Genomic DNA, 16,435 nt, shown 5'->3' with positions numbered 1-16,435 from the left:
AGCAGAAGCGCACGAACGAAATCGGCATGGCGATTCCGTTGCTCGACACCTGTGACCTCGCAGGTGTCGATATCACGGGCGACGCTCTGCTGACCCAGCGCGCACTGGCAAACTATATCGTTGAGCAGCAGGCGCATTATCACTTCACCGCCAAGGGCAACCAACCCGGGCTGCAACGCGATATCGCGTTGCTGTTCGAGAAGCGCGGGCCCGCCGACTTCGTCGAGATGAGTTCTGCCGATCATGGTCGCATCGAGACGCGGCGTATTTGGTGCAGCACGGCGCTCAATGCCTACCTCGATTTCCCCCATGTTGGTCAGGTTTTTCTGATCGAGCGTGAATCCATCCGGAAAAAAACCGGGGATTATTCGCGTGAAATTGCACTGGGGTTGACGAGCCGCACTCCGCAAGAAGCCTCACCGCAACGGGTGCTGGCCGTCAACCGAGGGCATTGGAGCATCGAAAGCGTTCATTACATCATCGACTGGAACTATGATGAGGATCGCAGCCGTATCCATACCGGTTTTGGCCCGGAAAACATTTCCCGTCTGCGCCGCTTCGCGGTCGGGATACTCAAGTCATTCCAGAAGTGGGGTATCCAGCTTGATGCTGTGATGTTAAAATTATGCAATGGAATCAAATTGATATCATGACGGGTTTGCACAAAGCGGGCAGCGTGTTGCTGCGCTCGTTACGCGTTGATATTTCAGTGTTTTCGCACCCATGGAAAGGATAGTCACAGCATCAAGCTGGATACCCCACTTCCAGAAACCCAATCAATCCATCGCCGAGTTGATGCGCAAACTCAGCTTCCGCACACGCCTCGTCTTCGACTACCTGCGGATGACAAACAATTCGGCAACTGTGTCGCTCAGAAATTGAGAACAAATTTACCGTGGCTGGAACCCATCGGCTACATACCGCCGGCCGAAGCTGAGGTAAACTACTATCGGCAACTCGACCGATGAGGCTACTGCGGTGGCTTGACTTAAACCAATCAGCCTCCACGAAACTCGGGGCGATTCAGTTTTCGAGTTTCCGAAATCCGATGGCTTGAAATTGTGGGTTTTGCCGTTTTGCTTGAGGACCAGGAAGTTGTCGGTTCCGTCTGTCGAAAACTTTTTGACTTACTTCGACGGTCAGATGCATGAGAGCGCAGCAGCATATCAAGAGAGGGTGTCGGCATGAATAAACCCGTTCGTACTGAAAAAAAACAAGGGGCGTCGATTGTTCGTTCGTCTGCGGCCGAATACCTGACCTTCGTCGCTGCCGCAGGCCAAGGTGGTGTGGAGGCTGTCTTCGTGGATGGCAACGTCTGGCTGACCCAGAAGATGATGGGCCAACTGTATGACGTCGACGTTCGTACGGTCAATTACCACCTGAAAAAGGTGTTTTCTGACAGTGAACTGGATCCTGGTTCAGTTATCCAAAATTTTCGGATAACTGCCGCTGACGGGAAAGGCTACAACACCCAGCACTACAACCTGGCCGCCATCATCGCGGTGGGCTACAAGGTCAACTCAGAACGGGCAGTGCAGTTTCGCAAGTGGGCAACGGGCATCCTTGAGGAGTTCACCATCAAGGGGTACACCATGGATGACGAGCGGCTCAAGAGTGGCGGCTCGATCCTGACGGACCAGTACTTCGAAGAGCAGCTTCAGCGCGTCCGTGAGATTCGCATTTCGGAGCGCAAGTTCTACCAGAAGATCACCGACATCTACGCCACCGCGATTGATTACGACGTGACGGCACGGGCCACTAAACGGTTTTTTGCGACGGTACAAAACAAGTTGCACTGGGCCATTCACGGGCAGACGGCGGCGGAAGTGGTTTACCACCGCGCCGATGCTGAAAAGACGAACATGGGGCTGACCACCTGGAAGGATGCGCCGCTGGGCAAGATCCAGAAGTTCGATGTGGTGGTGGCCAAAAACTACCTGACCGAGTCAGAGATGGCGCAGCTCACGCGGTTGGTCAACGCCTACCTGGATGTGGCTGAAGACATGGCCCTGCGGAAAATCCCCATGACCATGCAGGATTGGGAAACCCGCTTGAACCGCTTCATTGAGGCCACCGATCGCGAGGTGTTGCAGGACGCGGGGAGGGTCACCGCCGAAATCGCGAAAGCCCACGCTGAAAGCGAATTCGAGAAATACCGCATCGTGCAGGACCGGCTGTTTGAGAGTGACTTTGATCGGGTGCTCAAACAGATCAAGGTTCCCGGCGACGATTCCGAACCGTTGCAGTGATCCGCAGTAACCCGCACCAGTGCTCATAAACTCGGGATGCCAGTTAGCACATGGTCAACCATCCACCACTAATAATGAAACCTCAACCGTTCTCGGTTGGGGGTTTTTCCTGTCCGACCGCGCCAGTTCCCGCGAGTTCGCGGGGACTGGCGCGGAAGCCTACGGACTTCGCCGTTGACATCAACGGCCGCCACCTTGCCACATTTCTCTCTCCTGGCCCATTCTCTCTCCGACCTGACTCCTTGAACACGGAACGAAGTCCACAAAGGCCACGATACGCACGCATGTGAATCAACGAGTTACGCGTTGACGAATCAAGCGGGTTTTATTGTGGGATTGGTAGGGGAATAATACCGTGCGGCCTCAATGGGGATAAACCACTTTGGTTTTATACGCCAGAAATCTGTGCGTGAGTTTATTTTTAGCGATTTTTTTGGGTCAAAAACAACCGTGCCGTTTGGGCTGCGCCAAAAAACAACCCAATGCCAAAAGGGACGCCCGCCTTCCAGGTGCCACTTGATTGAAAGAAGCGCCAAGTCTGGAAGTTTTTCCCATGATGAAAATGGGAGTTCACCTTCACCGGCTAAAATGCCAAAATACCCGAGAAGGACACGCACATGGCGAGTATCTGACCAAAGGCTGCTTTCTGCGAAGATACCAAGGCTATTTGCAACGGTTTTAGCCTCTTGGTATGAGATACCAGCAAGTGTGGCCACACTTGCTATACCACAACCTGAGATTTCTTCCTGGGTAACAGGCTTCATAAGCACCTGACGTCGGAATTAGAATAACCGTTCATAGGGCAACCTTCAGTTTGCGGCCACCAGTTATGGAAAAACCGAGTATGATCAGTTATTTTGATGGATTTTTGGGGGTTGGTGATCATTTTGGATGAGGGTTGAGGGGGTGACGCCCTCACGGGGGTTGAATTCCAACCCCCGTTTGAGCGAGTCTTTGGTTTGCCAACCAATAAAGACTATCCAAAGTGTCTCACATCCTATTTTCCGATCCAACCCTTTTTTCACGCCTGCAGGAGTTTGATGCCGAATTGGCACAGGAAACCCAGGCAAAGGGCTGTCCCCATTGTGGCGAGACGTTGCATCGGGCGTACTATCCCAGAAAGCCACGTGGGATCCCGGACGATCATTGGCAAGCATTTTCATTCCGCTTCAGTTTCTGTTGTGCCAGGTGCCGACGTCGAAGTACCAGTGAGTCCATGCGGTTTCTCGGACGCAAGGTGTATGTTGATCTGGTGGCGGTTCTTGCCTCCGGTTGCCGGGGGCGCGTCCATGCCTGGTTCTCCAGGGTATCGGCCAGCACAGGAGTATCTGTGCGTACCTTGCATCGCTGGCGTTCCTTCTGGCGCAGGACATTTCCTTCCACTGCGTTCTGGCGGGAGGCGCGTGGGCGTTTCATGCCACTCCCTGATCCGGCGGCATTCCCGTTGTCACTATGCCAGTCTTTTGGCGGATCAGACACGGAACAAATGGTGGCCTGTCTGCGCTTTCTGAAGCCGATCACCATCGGCCCCATGATCATGATCGGTGAGGGTTGAGTCACACCCGCAGAAGATGCGTCTATTAACATCCAAGACTCTTCATTAACCTCATCTCCAACGCTGGGTTGCCACCGGCACCGCGTCATCAGGAGATTGACCTTGAAACCGAACGATCCGAACCGCCGTGATCGCTGGGCGCAGTTGCGCTTTGCCATCATCGGTCCCCTGTTTGCCTCTCCGCCCGCCGAGGGAGAACTCTCCGGCAGACTCAATGAACTGGCCAGCAGAACTTGGACTCATCCCGTGACCGGTCTCCCCGTTCGGTTCGGACTGTCCACCATCGAGCGCTGGTATTACCGTGCTCGTCAGGCAGACGACCCCGTGGGGGTGTTGAAGAATCGTCCGGGCAGTCACTTCGGGACCTTCCCCTGTCTGTCCCTGGAAGTCCGCGAACAACTGGTGGGTCAGTATCAGGAACATCCCGGCTGGACCGTCAAGTTGCACCATGACAACCTGATCAGCCAAAACCGGGAAAACACCCTGGAAGTTCCCTCCTATCCCACCATCCGGCGCTTCCTCAGAGCGCGCGGGTTGTTTCGCGCCCACCGCCCCAAACGCCAGACCCCCGGGGCTCTGGCCGCACAGGAACGGCTCGAACAACGGGAGGTACGCAGTTACGAAGTGGCCCATGTTCACGGACTCTGGCACCTGGATTTCCATCACTGTTCACGCCCGATCCTGCGTCGTTCCGGAGAATGGGACAAGCCTTTGTTGCTGGGCATCATGGATGACCACTCGCGTCTGGTGTGTCATTTGCAGTGGTATTGGGGAGAGGCTGCCGAGCATCTGGTGCATGGTCTGGGTCAAGCCATCATGAAGCGTGGGCTGCCCCGTTGTCTGATGACTGATAATGGAGCCGCCATGATTGCTGCCGAGACGGTTCAAGGACTCGGGGATCTCGGAATCCTTCACCAGAAGACCTTGCCTTATAGTGCCTACCAAAATGGCAAGCAGGAGTTTCTCTGGTCCCGGGTGGAAACGCGTCTGATGGCCATGCTCGAAGGAGAGGAGAACCTTACCTTGAAGTCCCTGAATCTGGCCACTCAGGCCTGAGTAGAACAGGAATACAACCGCACGCTCCACAGTGAGATTCGTTGTACCCTCATGGAACGGTACTTGCAGGCTCCTCAGGTCGGCAGACCCAGCCCCTCTGCTGAAGAACTTGAAGGTGCCTTTCGCCTGAAGGTTTCCAGAAAGCAACGCCGGAGCCTTCAGTAGCGTAGGGTCCTGAATCGGGGAAATCGCAAATGCCGATGGGTTGATAGCCACCGGCTCATCCACCCCCTCCGGCCCGACGATCACTTTCTTGATGTCCCGCTTCTTGGACACCTTGTGGCGCTCAAAAATCTCCACCAGCCGGGCAAAATCAGCCAAACTGCGGGTAAGCCGGTCAATTTTGTAAACCACTGTCACCAGCAGTCTGAATTTCCCATAAAACAGCAGGATGAAATTCCCGAGGGTAAGTTTGGGGTTTTGGATCATTTTTTGATCAGGACGGTGGATTATCGGGAAAGAGTTCGAGTTGGTCTGGATCGTGAAGTGGGGAGTCTGGGGTTTTGGCTCTGTGGTCGCCTTGCGCACAATGTGAGCGGCGAATCTGGGCGAAGCGTGCGCTCTCGAAGAAGAAGGCCAGATCACTGAGGAATTCCCATTGGAAGGTAACTCCCCAGTAAGGAAACCGAAACGGAACAGGGATTGCACTTTCTCCCGATCGATGGTTTTGGGCCAGGACCACTGGAAGTTCTCGAGGGATTTGATGACCGGGAAACGGGCTGCGGCAATACGCCGTTGAATGGAGCGGGTGTTGCGTTCTTCGATTTCACCCTGGATAAGGTTCTCGAGGTAATCGATGCAGGACCAGGAGCGCTCTCCCACCACCTTGGACAAGGCGGTGTAATGTTGGCGTGTATAAGGCAGATGCAAGCTCTCGAGATGGCTATCGAGGGGATCGGTCATGGTCAGTGCTCCTCATAGAGAGAAAGGTCTGGGGGAGAGATATCGATCTCAAGCAGATCCTGATGGCGAGTGAGGTGCAAGGGGCCAGGTTCTGGCAGAGCACGGGCGCGCATTTCCAGGATATTGGTGAGGTAATCGGCACTGAAGGCTTGGAAGGCCAGCCCGTCCTGGATGGCTCGATCCATTTCGGCACTGGGATAGATTTCCGCGAGAGCCAGAATGAGACGCAGGTGGTGACGGGTATTGAGTTGTTTGTGCTGTAATCCTTCGTAGAAGGCAGGGGCATGGGGCGAAAGGGCCAGGAAGTTCATGACCAGGCGCTGTTCACGGGCATGCTGACGCTGGTTCAGCAGGACCTTGGCGTGATCCGGTTGTTCGATGTCCTGATGCCGGTCATAGCAGCGGACATGACGGGCGATGAGTTGTCCGTCGTAATAGGCACACAGGGCCTTGATGGTCAGACGGCGGTGTGCATAATCAGCGGGAACGGAGTAGTGGTTGGTGTCGACGGTAAAGCGGAACTGACTGTTGGCCACCAAACTGAGGGTGCGGGCATAGTCGTAAGGATTGGAATTGAGCGGGCGTAGGTGTGGTTTCTCTTCAATGAACAGATCACAGGGGCGTTGTCGTGTCTCGCCATGACAACGGACATTGGCGATGGTATCGAGCCAGAGTTTGGCGGCCGGGTTGATGAGTTGGAAATCCTTGAGTTCACGGCCATTGAGGAAATTCTTCTTGACATAGCCAACGCCGGACTCGACGCGGCCCTTTTCATTTTTATGTGCTTGAGCCCATAAAAATGAAAAGAGAAACGTAGCGACTGCCCTCTGGTGACACTGGGCCTGGTGCTTGATGGCAGCGGCTTTGTGCGCCGCTCCAAAACCTTTGCAGGTAATGTGGCCGAATGCGGCACATTGGAGGTGATCTTGAAGGGTCTGAATGCACCACAAGGCGCATTGGTCATCATGGATCGGGGAATTGCGACTGAAGCCAATGTCGGCTGGCTGATCGAACACGGTTATCGCTATTTGGTAGTCAGTCGTGACAGGGTGAGGAAATTCGACGAAACCCAGGGCATCAGCATTGAAACTGCGGGGGGTGATCCTTTGCGCATCCAGAAAGAGATCAGCGAGGACGGCAAAGAAGTTCGTTTATATTGTCACTCCCTGGGCCGCGAGAAGAAAGAAAGCGCCATGGTCGAGCGCTTTGCCACGGGCTTTGAGGCCGGGTTGAAAAAGATCGTCGAGGGGCTTGCCAAGCCGCGTGGCGAAAAGCGTTATGGCAAGTTGTTGGAGCGCATTGGTCGCCTCAAGGAGAAGAGCCGGGGAGCCAGCCAGCATTACCAAGTCGAACTTATCGCGGATGAATCTGGCAAGTTGGTCACGGGTCTGGCATGGAAAAAGGTGCCGGTGGATGGCACGATGGCGACGCATCCCGGCATCTATTGCCTGCGCAGCAACGAGACCACTTGGGACGAAGAAAAACTGTGGCGTACCTATACGATGCTGACGGATCTGGAGAGCGTATTCCGCAGCCTGAAGAGCGAGTTGGGTTTGCGTCCGGTCTATCATTCGAAAGAGGATCGCGCAGATGGACATCTCTTCATCACCGTGCTGGCCTATCAGGCCGTACAGGTGCTACGAGCGAAACTGAAGAAAGCAGACATCCGCGAAAACTGGGCCAGCCTACGCGAAACGATGAGCGTGCAGCGGCGCGTCACCGCCTCATTCCAACAACGTGATGGGCGCACATTGAATGTGCGAAAATGCACCGTAGCCGAACCGGATTTGATGAAAATTTACAGGGCACTGGGAGTTTCCCCGGCTCCAGGAGGAACGAAAAAACTGATCAGTTAAACCAAAATTACGAGCATGTAGTGCCACTCCGATTTTTTTGTGGTCGTAACAAACTGATAGTTAAAGAAATTAAATTCTCTGCGTTAAACATGGGCTACGGCGACAATTTTGCGCAGGGCTACCGCTCCGATGCGCACTTGGGAACCGTCTTGAAACGCGAAGGCGTGGAGACGCTCGATCAACTGCTGAAGAAAAAGTAAGCGTCAATCGCCTTTGGGGGGCGAAATGCGAATGCCAGTTCGATTGCGTCAATGAAATCGAACCGACGGCTACGGTACATTTTTCAACCGGCACCGACCTGAGGCGCGGCGGTCTTGGTTGATGTTGCCAAGCACGATTCCTCATAGGCTTCGATGTCGACCTGGCGGTAAAGCACCCGCCCGCAAAGTTTAAGAAATTTTGGGCCGATCCCCTCGCTACGCCAGCGTTCGAGGGTAGCCTCGCTGATGCCCCAGCGGGTGGTCAGTTGTTTCTGATTGAAATGAACGTTATTCATCTTGGTCTCCTTGCGAATGAGTTGGCAGGAGTCCATGAAGGCGTTGTTCTGCCCACGAGTCAAGTCATTCCCGGTCGGCCAAATTGTTCAGCTCGTAGCTGGTACTGCGACCACCCGCATCCGTTTTTCGCAATACGCCGCGAACCAGCAAGTCAGTGATATCGCGCAGGGCTGTGTCCGGTGAGCACTTGGCGATCGCCGCCCACTTGCTGCTGGTGAGTTTGCCTTCGAAGCCGTCGAGCAGTCGGTTGAGCAGCTTCACCTGCCGCTCATTCAACGGCGTTGTCGCCCAGCGTTGCCAGAAGCGCGCTTTGGTCAGCACGGCGTCGAGCGTGTGCTGCGCCTGGTCGACGGCGCGATGCAGCGTGTCCAGAAACCAGGCAAGCCACTCGTTGACATCCATCGACCGCTTCTGGGTCCGCTCCAGAATGTCGTAGTAAGCCTTGCGCTCCCGCTGGATCTGCGCCGACAGGCTGTAAAAGCGCTGCGGGCTGCCATCGGCTCGCGCCAGCAGCAGATCGCCGATGGCTCGGGCGATACGGCCGTTGCCGTCGTCGAACGGGTGCAGGGTTACGAACCACAGATGCCCTAGTCCTGCCTTTATGAGCGGCGGATCGTTCGTGGCATCATTGAGCCAATCGAGGAATCGACTCGTTTCGGCTTCCAGACGATCCGCTGGCGGTGCCTCGAAATGCACACGCTGTCGACCGATGGGACCGGACACGACCTGCATCGGGCCGCTGGCATCATCGCGCCAAGTGCCGACGTTGATCTTGGATAGACCTGAGTAGCCGGTGGGAAACAGAGCTGCGTGCCAGCCGAACAACCGCTCTCGCGACACCGGCGCATGGCAGTTGGCGGTGGCGTCAAGCACCATCTCGACCACGCCTTCGACGTGACGATCGACCGGGGCCAGAGCACCGATATCCACGCCCAGACGACGGGCAATAGACGAGCGCACGGATTCAACATTGAGATGCTCACCCTCGATCTCGCTGGTCTTGACCACGTCCTCGGTAAGCGCGGCCAGGCTGGCCTGATCGCGCAACGCCATGCCGATATCGGCCAGACGCCCCATCAAGACGCCTTGAGCACGACTGACCTCGGCCATGGGTTCAGCCAGCGCTGCCAAGTCGAAGTGCCAGTTCGGCCAGTCTTTGGCCTGCCAGATGTATTTGCAATCACCGCTATTCATGCGGAGATTATGGGACGGATTCTCCGCATGCGCAAGTTATTCGCCGCACAAGATGCGGAGATAGAGACTGACATTCGCCGTAACGAGATCCTGGAGTTCGGCAGCCCGCCCCAGAATGGGTGTAAATGGGTGTTGTTTTGGTCGCCGCGTCGCGCTGGCTCCCCAGCTACCGATGCCATGCCTACGGACGCGGGTTCGATTGCGTAAACGGGAATCGAACTGATGGCTATCTGGAACACATGAGCAGCGCTAAATTGAAGGCGATATTGGCAGTGTTGCCAGTAGTAACATTATGATTCATCAGTGTTCCGCACCAATCCGCACATTTCCGCAATCACATTACAGACACGGTTTGAATCCGGCGGCGACTACACCACCAATTCATAAAGGTCAACGGTTCTCCGTTGGCCCCAATGACAGGGTAATGCATTTCAATAGGGTGTTCCATTCTTATGCAGGAACTGCCATTCCCCGTCATTATCCAATGCGGCTTGTAAGTCGTCGTCGGGGTAGGTCGCAGAATCACCAGCGGTACGGTCGCCCACTTCGAGATAAAGGACATCTTCGTTCGCTCGATTTACGAGTTGATGTCCGTTTCCAGTGCCAGCCTTGAAGCCGGCGCACATTCCTGGAGAAAGCAGTGTCTCGCCTTGATCCGTGATGAGTACCGGGCATCCCACTAAGATGTACACGAATTCATCTTGCTTCGAGTGGGCGTGACGTAGTGCAGAGCATGCACCCGGAATGAGGCGCGTAAGATTAACACCGAAGTTCGACAATTCGAAAATGTCACCAAGCGGGCGCTTTTCTCGGCCAACCATGCGTGATGCGAACGGTTCTGGATAGGTCGTACTCGAAGTCCTTGTATTGAGAGCCACCTTGAAATATGGCCCAAATGGGCATCGGTGACGGCCTTGTAGAAGCGTGCCGTGACGCCAGCGTCCAAGAGTTTTCTCCCGCGAAGGAGCGCCCGGTTTCCTGCTCCACCATCATATCAATAAACACGGGCCTTCACAGCCATTGTTTCTGCTCACGCGAAAATCGTGGCTAGTTTCGCCAGCACTTCTTCCATGATTGATGCTGGCAAAGTATCCACCTTGCGGGCGTTGCGGGCACCAAAATCAAGCACACGGGGCTGATCGCAGCGAACTACGCCGGTCGTTTTGATTCCAGTTACGGGAACGGCGAACCCGATGCGACGGGCGAAGTCGCCGCCGTTCGTGATAGGACAGATCACCGGCAAGTTGGTTGCCTCGTTGAACTCGGCAGGCGACACGACCAAGACGGGACGGCTGCCGCGTTGCTCGCGTCCTTCGGTCGGATCAAGCGAGACTAGGTAAATATCGCCGCGCCTCATACCAACTCATCACCCACTGCGGGCGCATCGACCCATTCGCGCTCTTCTGCCGATTGCGGTTTGGAATAGTCCGAGGCTGCCAGAAGTTCCGCAAGCGTGTAACGCGGCCTGGGTTTGGGATCGACTACTAGGCAGCCATCAGCGACGACCACCCCTACCGTGGCTCCGGCTTGCAGGTGCAGTTGATCAAGGAATGCGGGCGGAACGGCAAGCATAACCGAGCCGCCGACCTTGCGCAGATTGGTTGTGTGCATGATTCACCTCCGTTTGTTAAGTTATATTTAAGTATAACTTTGTTTAATCGGAGCCGCAAGTCTCAGTCTGTCGGAAAACAGGTGTTTGGCGATAGCCCTCACTTACCGTGGGACAACAAGTTTGATGCGGAATATTTTTTAACCATCTAAAAAAAGACGCATTTACTACGATTTACTATCACGACCGCCGTACACGGTTTCGTGGTGTCGCCTCAGCACCACCACTTCACCCAGGCCAGAACGTTCTACGGCCTTTTTAGTGCCCCGCCGGAACGCCAATACTGGCGCGGCTTCCCGGTTTCGTGCGAAGGGCGGCAACTGTCGATACACCCAGAATTTCACCGTTTTCTACCCCCCTGCGCTCTCCGTTCTCTGTTTCTGCGAAGGGCGACCTTCGCACGACCCCCCCTATCCACGGGGGTTTCCGGCTTCCAGTATGAACGGAAACTTGCCCTTCAGAGACGACACAGCATCATCAGCCCCCATTTTCAGCAACCCTCTGGCGTTGTAACTCCCAGTCCAGCGGCAGACTTTTACGCACCAGGAACTCAAGCGACAAGGTGCGGGGTTGCCTCCCCTCAAAAATTGCGCTGGCTGTTTGAGGATCGATGATCACGAGCCTCAGAATTTCCCTGACCCGCGTTACATCCATTTGCTCCCGCCGAGCGATTTCACCCGCGTCTGTCACTACGCCATCATCGATCTGCTTACCCCAGTAGTGTGCCAACGCAAGAGCCTTCAGTAGCGTAGGGTCCTGAGATGGACACATCATTTTCTTTTGCCTTGTGATGGCGCGACTGAGCGGTCTGCAACACGGATATCTCGTTGGAAATGTCCAGATAGTGCGCCCTCCCGGTTAGACATGCGTCCATCATGGGTTCGCAGGTTTCAGTAAATGGGCCAGCGGCATGCAGCATGAGATCGACTGATCCTGTAGCTTCGAACAGAGCACTTTTGTCTTCAAGTGAAAATGTTTCCCATTCCAGTCCCAATCGCTTGGCGAGCACACGCAATTTTTCTGCATTGCGTCCAGCGACGAGTAGAGGTCTGTGTCCTCGTCGAACAGCCTCTTCCGCGATCAGCGTTCCCGTATAACCTGCCGCGCCGTAAAGCATCCAAGAGCCATTCGCTCTATTTTTCATGGCGGGCGCTCAGAAAAATGGAACGCACCACCTCAGGCTGGTCAAAGTGCACCATATAGCCAGCATTGGATATCAATATTACTGTTTTTTCTGGGGAGGTAATAGCTTCAGGCAATTGCTTAACAATTTCGGCAGGGATCAGGGGGTCTTGCTCCCCAAATATATAGTGAACAGGCATCAACAAACGGGGTGGATCGGTAAATAAGTCTAACGATGCCAACTGCGGCAGCAACTTGCGCTGGATCAGATTCATGTTGCGCATGGCTTTGGCCATGCCCAAGAAACCATAAGTACCGATCAGGCCAAGCAGCGTTTCTCTTAACAAGGCATTGAATTTCTTGCCGCGTTCGATACCACCCAGGTCGGCCAATAGACTGGCGCGTAGTTGGAACGCCGCAGGGGTTGTATAAGGGGGATCTCCCAGTTTCATCAACTTTGCGCTTAATCGTCGGTTTTTTGCAATGATACTTTGTGCTCTGAGAAATGAAGATACGGCGGCGGCATCGCTGCTGGCAGTATGGGCATCAGGTGAAATGGCGACTACCGCTCTTACAGAATCGCGTTCGTACTCTGACGCTTGCAACGCAAGCGTTGCGCCCAGAGAAATGCCGAACGCAATGACCGTTTGTCCGGTTTCATTTTTTAACCAGTGCAGGACGGCACGCAGATCATCAAGCTGCTGTTGCAACGAAACGCTTTTTGCGTCTTGCCGTGATGCGATACCACAGCCACGCTGATCCCAGTAACTCACCATGAAATCTTTTTCCAGATTCAAACGCTGCTGAAATTTTTTCACTTCGTGCAACAAGGGAAAGCCCGGTCCGGCCTGTACGACCAAAATTGGCGGCAATCCTTCGCGTTCGGCACACAGGCGGATTCGTTGGGAGGAACCACTAAACCTCCCCATGTCTAAAGACAGGGGGTTCTAAGGGCGAACCCGCTGGGGTCTCCGGGCTCTCGTCTTGCGACTACAGCATCCAGGCCATGACCAGCGGCAAACCCTCTATTACAAACGACCTGCTCTAACGGTGTTACCACCGTGATTTTGCCCGAAGGCTCGATCTTCGCAGGTTCGGAACGCAGCCACCCCGTTTGCAGCAGCACAGGTTTCTGAGCCGCCCACATCGTTTCGATATGGGATGGGTGGTGCGTGTTGCTTATTACGCAGCGTGCGAGGAATGCGGAATACACATCCCGTTGCACTACTCCCGACCCGTCACCCAGCACATGCCACCGCTGACTGAGCGGCTTCTTTGTGCAAACTCCGGTGGTGTGGTCGTACTGCGACATTTTCAGCGACCAGGTGTGCAAATCAATCAACTTGCCGCCAGCACTTTCAGCCTTGCGACGCAATTGTTCGACGAACATTCCGGGTGCTCTGACTTTCACGCTCTTGCCATAATTCTTCTGGAAGGCGAGGTAAGACAGGGTTTCGGACTGGACAACATTACCCAGCCCGAGAATCTGGTTGGCAAGTTCACCATGGGCGCGTTTGCGTTCGGCGGCCAACTTGCGTTCTACTTCCGCATACTCAGTGCGGATTGCTGTATAGCGTTTGCTCGGCGCGAACTTCTGGCCTTTTTTCCATGTGCCGTTCGCGTTAAAACAATGAGGGTTCGTGGCTCGCTTAGACCTGTCCATGGCACGTTGCAAGCGGCGGGTTTCTTTCCATGGCTGAACCACGGTGTCGCAGAATTTCACCAGCGATGCGGAGTTGTCGCCGACCACAGCAACCGTGCTCGGACCGATGTCCAGACCAACGATTTCGCCACAAGCCTGCTCGTGCTTTGCCGGGGCGATGCCTTCCTGCATGAGTTGCACAAACCAGCGGCGTGAGCCGGAAACAACGCGCCACAGCACGCGGCAATACTTTGTCTTATTGGTGAGCGCTTGGTGCAAATACGGGTCTTGTGTTTTGGAGGGTAGCAAGGCCGGTAGCGTGAGGTCGCCAAACTCGATACAGCCCGTTTCAGGCTTCCAGATGATGTTGGCCGCATTGGTGGTTGCCTCAAGCGAATGCAGGGGGCGGGAAGCACCTTTAAAACGTGGGCGACCGCGTTTACCAAAGGCGTATTGCTGCACGGCTGCGAACACCTGCTCCGCGATGCGCTGGGTTACGTTAGAACCAAGCCGGTCTTTCCATCCCGCTTCATTTTTGCAGATACGGGCAAAGGTGATGATGGCCGCAGGCGTGAACCCTGCTTCTTTCGAGAGCCGCTTAAACTCGTCGGAGCGCAATTTCTTGTCGGCGATGGTGCGGGTGTGCTGCCAGTCTTTGGACTGCTTCAGCAAGCCATGGCGGCGTAGTGCTTCGCCTAAAATGGCGTTGTACAAACGCCTACCCGCCTCCATGCGCCCGATCAGTATCCGGTCTTCACCGGGTTTCACAACCAGGGGAATGCTGAGAACAAAGGTGGGCGTGGCGGTGCGTTTCATTTGTGCTTTTGCTGCTCGATATATTGTTTAACCACTTCAAGCGGTGCGCCGCCAATCGTCGATACAAAGTAACTATTCGTCCACAAGGTCGGTAGCCGCGACTTTATCCACTTAAACTCTTCACGTATCAATTTGGATGACCTGCCCTTCATCAACTTAATCAGCCGGTGTATTCCGAACTGGGGGTCAACCTCTACCAGTAAATGTACATGATCCGGCATAACCTCAAGTTCCAATATTTCACATTTATACTCAGTAGCAACGTCTTGTATAATTTCTTTCAGACGAACGTCAACGCCCTTCACTAAAACCGAACGCCGATACTTAGGACACCAAATAACCTGGTACTTACAGGAGTAAACTACGTTCAGGTTGCTCTTGTATTTTATGGTGTAATCGTTCATGTACTAATTATACAGATACTAGATATATAATGCAAGACAAATCTAAGTCAAAACCAACTTCCCGCTTTCCTCCCCATGGCTAAAGCGAGGGGATTCTCGCGGAGATGGGTTGATATGCAGATAATCCATGTGATGAAGCATGGCGTTACCGATCCCTCCAATCGCAACGAGTACTACGCCTCCCGCCGTAAAGACGAAATCGGTCAGCGTAACTTGCCGCTGGGCAAATGCGATGATCCTGTGATTACCCGTGCGGTCTGCCATGAATTTCCACCACCCCGTCACGATGATGTTTCCCAGGAAAACAACCACACCGAGAAGATGAATGAACTTGAGAAAGAGGTAATTTTCCAATGGCTATGCTCCACAAGCATTTTCGTCATCCGACACGATCAGGGCTGTAACGGACAATACCGAAAAAATAATCTCGGCGGTGAGCAACAGAACTATCATCCAAGTCGGTTTTCCATCCAGATAGATGCCGAGTAGTCGTCCCAGTGCGGCACTTGAGAGCATGAGCAAGGACGCCAGCAAACCAGACCGGAATGCGCCCGTTCGTGCGCAGTGACCCAAAAACAGCCCGATGCCCAGCGACAGTCCGCCGTAGGTGGCACGCATGTCGGTTAAACCGCCAGGTGAGGCAGGTGCTGATTCTGTGACCAGCATGGCCATCTGTGCCGGCAGAATCAGAAACCCCGCTCCGAACAGGGCGAATAACAGGCCATTGACCCAAAGCAAGAAAGATGGAAATTTCATACCTACCCCCTCAATGTGATCATTATTCACTTTACATTTGACCATAAAAAATGTCAACATTGCTCACATGGAAAAAAGAAGCCAGTATCATCACGGAAATTTGGGGCAAGCCCTGATCGAGGCAGCAGTTGCTCTAATCGCTCAGCATGGCGTAGCGGGATTCAGCCTACGGGAAGCAGCGGCCCATGTCGGGGTATCGCCCAGTGCCGCTTATCGGCATTTCTCCAGCAAGGAAGATCTGCTGAATGCGGTGGCCATGGACGGATTTCAGCGTCTCGCCCTGCAGATGGAACACGCCACGGCAGAAGCCCGTTCTCTCAATCCAGAGAGCCCTGCCCTAGCGGCATTCCAGGCATTGGGTCTGGCTTATGTCACATTTGCCGTGAACAATCCCCTCCACTTTCAGGTGATGTTCGGCATGCCATTGCAGGCGGAGCCTAGGACAGAAGAGACATCCCCCTACCAACTGCTTCAGGCGGCACTTGACGATCTTGTGGCAGAGAAAGTACTGGCGGTTGAAGACAGGACGGGGGCCGAACTCTATACCTGGTCGGTGGTTCATGGACTGGCGGGACTGTTGACCGGCGGCGCGATTTGCCTATCTGACGGGGGCATTACCGAAATTTTCAATAGCCTCGTCCCCCGGATTCTGGCGGGACTCTGTTCGGCGGGAAATACTATCCTGCGGGGGTCAGTCCCTCCCTTTGTCGTGGAAACCCATTTGGCGGAAGGTTGCCAATCACTGAAATCTTGACGAAAATTTTCTTTCCTTCACC

Annotated in this window: 17 protein-coding genes and 5 pseudogenes; 6 read left to right on the top strand and 16 right to left on the bottom strand. The window is 54.5% G+C overall.

What is annotated here, in order from left to right; translation table 11 throughout:
* Window positions 1-14 precede the first annotated feature (14 nt).
* Both HO274_RS11875 and HO274_RS11870 read left to right on the top strand, forming a co-directional pair.
* A pseudogene (locus tag HO274_RS11875) lies at window positions 15-653 on the top strand (ISAs1 family transposase); the annotation flags it as partial.
* 531 nt (window positions 654-1,184) lie between these two features.
* On the top strand, window positions 1,185-2,249 hold the full coding sequence (locus HO274_RS11870; RefSeq protein ID WP_273119898.1) for a virulence RhuM family protein: 1,065 nt from the start codon (window positions 1,185-1,187) through the stop codon (window positions 2,247-2,249).
* 314 nt (window positions 2,250-2,563) lie between these two features.
* On the opposite strand, the gene HO274_RS11865 is transcribed toward HO274_RS11870, so the two are convergent.
* Window positions 2,564-3,013: a hypothetical protein gene (locus HO274_RS11865; RefSeq protein ID WP_273119897.1), complete on the bottom strand. Its 450-nt coding sequence runs from the start codon at window positions 3,011-3,013 to the stop codon at window positions 2,564-2,566.
* A 452-nt stretch (window positions 3,014-3,465) separates the two neighbouring features.
* On the opposite strand from HO274_RS11865, the gene HO274_RS11860 reads away from it, so the two are divergent.
* Together HO274_RS11860 and HO274_RS11855 are read left to right on the top strand one after the other, a co-directional pair.
* Window positions 3,466-3,804 (top strand): hypothetical protein, encoded by a 339-nt coding sequence (locus HO274_RS11860; RefSeq protein WP_273119896.1) that lies wholly within the window; start codon window positions 3,466-3,468, stop codon window positions 3,802-3,804.
* A gap of 102 nt (window positions 3,805-3,906) precedes the next feature.
* Window positions 3,907-5,016, top strand: a pseudogene (locus tag HO274_RS11855) (DDE-type integrase/transposase/recombinase); the annotation flags it as partial.
* 114 nt (window positions 5,017-5,130) lie between these two features.
* On the opposite strand, the pseudogene HO274_RS13630 reads toward HO274_RS11855, so the two are convergent.
* The 3 genes and pseudogenes from HO274_RS13630 to HO274_RS13620 form a co-directional block, all read right to left on the bottom strand.
* Window positions 5,131-5,220: pseudogene (locus HO274_RS13630) on the bottom strand (recombinase family protein); the annotation flags it as partial.
* Window positions 5,221-5,493: 273 nt separating this feature from the next.
* Window positions 5,494-5,763: pseudogene (locus HO274_RS13625) on the bottom strand (ATP-binding protein); the annotation flags it as partial.
* 2 nt (window positions 5,764-5,765) lie between these two features.
* On the bottom strand, window positions 5,766-6,368 hold the full coding sequence (locus tag HO274_RS13620; RefSeq protein ID WP_420537410.1) for a Mu transposase domain-containing protein: 603 nt from the start codon (window positions 6,366-6,368) through the stop codon (window positions 5,766-5,768).
* A gap of 198 nt (window positions 6,369-6,566) precedes the next feature.
* On the opposite strand from HO274_RS13620, the pseudogene HO274_RS11845 reads away from it, so the two are divergent.
* Window positions 6,567-7,619 (top strand): annotated as a pseudogene (locus HO274_RS11845) (IS1634 family transposase); the annotation flags it as partial.
* Between the two features lie 283 nt (window positions 7,620-7,902).
* On the opposite strand, the gene HO274_RS11840 reads toward HO274_RS11845, so the two are convergent.
* From HO274_RS11840 to HO274_RS11785, 12 genes are all read right to left on the bottom strand, one after another.
* A complete protein-coding gene (locus tag HO274_RS11840; RefSeq protein ID WP_031598911.1) occupies window positions 7,903-8,115 on the bottom strand; it encodes a helix-turn-helix transcriptional regulator in 213 nt (70 codons plus the stop codon).
* Between the two features lie 64 nt (window positions 8,116-8,179).
* Window positions 8,180-9,310, bottom strand: coding sequence for a Fic family protein (locus HO274_RS11835; protein ID WP_031598909.1), 1,131 nt, complete (start codon window positions 9,308-9,310; stop codon window positions 8,180-8,182).
* Window positions 9,311-9,741: 431 nt separating this feature from the next.
* Window positions 9,742-10,188 (bottom strand): cupin domain-containing protein, encoded by a 447-nt coding sequence (locus HO274_RS11830; protein ID WP_062188499.1) that lies wholly within the window; start codon window positions 10,186-10,188, stop codon window positions 9,742-9,744.
* Window positions 10,189-10,340: 152 nt separating this feature from the next.
* Complete coding sequence (locus HO274_RS11825) at window positions 10,341-10,667, bottom strand: type II toxin-antitoxin system PemK/MazF family toxin (protein ID WP_031598903.1); 327 nt, start codon at window positions 10,665-10,667, stop codon at window positions 10,341-10,343.
* Window positions 10,664-10,921, bottom strand: a complete 258-nt coding sequence (locus HO274_RS11820; RefSeq protein ID WP_062188497.1) for an AbrB/MazE/SpoVT family DNA-binding domain-containing protein — start codon at window positions 10,919-10,921, stop codon at window positions 10,664-10,666. The genes HO274_RS11825 and HO274_RS11820 overlap by 4 nt, the downstream gene beginning before the upstream one ends.
* A gap of 475 nt (window positions 10,922-11,396) precedes the next feature.
* Complete coding sequence (locus HO274_RS11815) at window positions 11,397-11,648, bottom strand: hypothetical protein (protein WP_273119891.1); 252 nt, start codon at window positions 11,646-11,648, stop codon at window positions 11,397-11,399.
* Window positions 11,629-12,063, bottom strand: coding sequence for a saccharopine dehydrogenase NADP-binding domain-containing protein (locus HO274_RS11810; RefSeq protein WP_273119889.1), 435 nt, complete (start codon window positions 12,061-12,063; stop codon window positions 11,629-11,631). Before HO274_RS11810 ends, HO274_RS11815 begins: the two co-directional genes overlap by 20 nt.
* Window positions 12,053-12,970, bottom strand: coding sequence for an alpha/beta fold hydrolase (locus tag HO274_RS11805; RefSeq protein WP_273119888.1), 918 nt, complete (start codon window positions 12,968-12,970; stop codon window positions 12,053-12,055). The genes HO274_RS11810 and HO274_RS11805 overlap by 11 nt, the downstream gene beginning before the upstream one ends.
* Window positions 12,971-12,972: 2 nt before the next feature.
* Complete coding sequence (locus tag HO274_RS11800) at window positions 12,973-14,499, bottom strand: transposase (RefSeq protein WP_273119886.1); 1,527 nt, start codon at window positions 14,497-14,499, stop codon at window positions 12,973-12,975.
* Entirely contained in the window at window positions 14,496-14,903 is a 408-nt protein-coding gene (gene tnpA, locus HO274_RS11795) for an IS200/IS605 family transposase (RefSeq protein ID WP_031598455.1), read from the bottom strand. Before tnpA ends, HO274_RS11800 begins: the two co-directional genes overlap by 4 nt.
* A 42-nt stretch (window positions 14,904-14,945) precedes the next feature.
* Window positions 14,946-15,257 (bottom strand): DUF2269 family protein, encoded by a 312-nt coding sequence (locus HO274_RS11790; RefSeq protein ID WP_273119882.1) that lies wholly within the window; start codon window positions 15,255-15,257, stop codon window positions 14,946-14,948.
* A gap of 3 nt (window positions 15,258-15,260) precedes the next feature.
* Window positions 15,261-15,659, bottom strand: coding sequence for a DUF4345 family protein (locus HO274_RS11785; protein WP_273119880.1), 399 nt, complete (start codon window positions 15,657-15,659; stop codon window positions 15,261-15,263).
* A gap of 67 nt (window positions 15,660-15,726) precedes the next feature.
* On the opposite strand from HO274_RS11785, the gene HO274_RS11780 reads away from it, so the two are divergent.
* The gene (locus HO274_RS11780; protein WP_273119878.1) at window positions 15,727-16,413 is read left to right on the top strand and encodes a TetR/AcrR family transcriptional regulator; all 687 of its coding nucleotides are present in this window, start codon (window positions 15,727-15,729) and stop codon (window positions 16,411-16,413) included.
* The last annotated feature ends 22 nt before the right edge of the window (window positions 16,414-16,435 follow it).

Source organism: Ferrovum myxofaciens (genome assembly GCF_013181415.1).
Lineage (GTDB): Bacteria > Pseudomonadota > Gammaproteobacteria > Burkholderiales > Ferrovaceae > Ferrovum > Ferrovum myxofaciens.
Note: the sequence above shows the minus strand (reverse complement) of the source record. Positions and strands in the feature narration are given on the sequence as shown.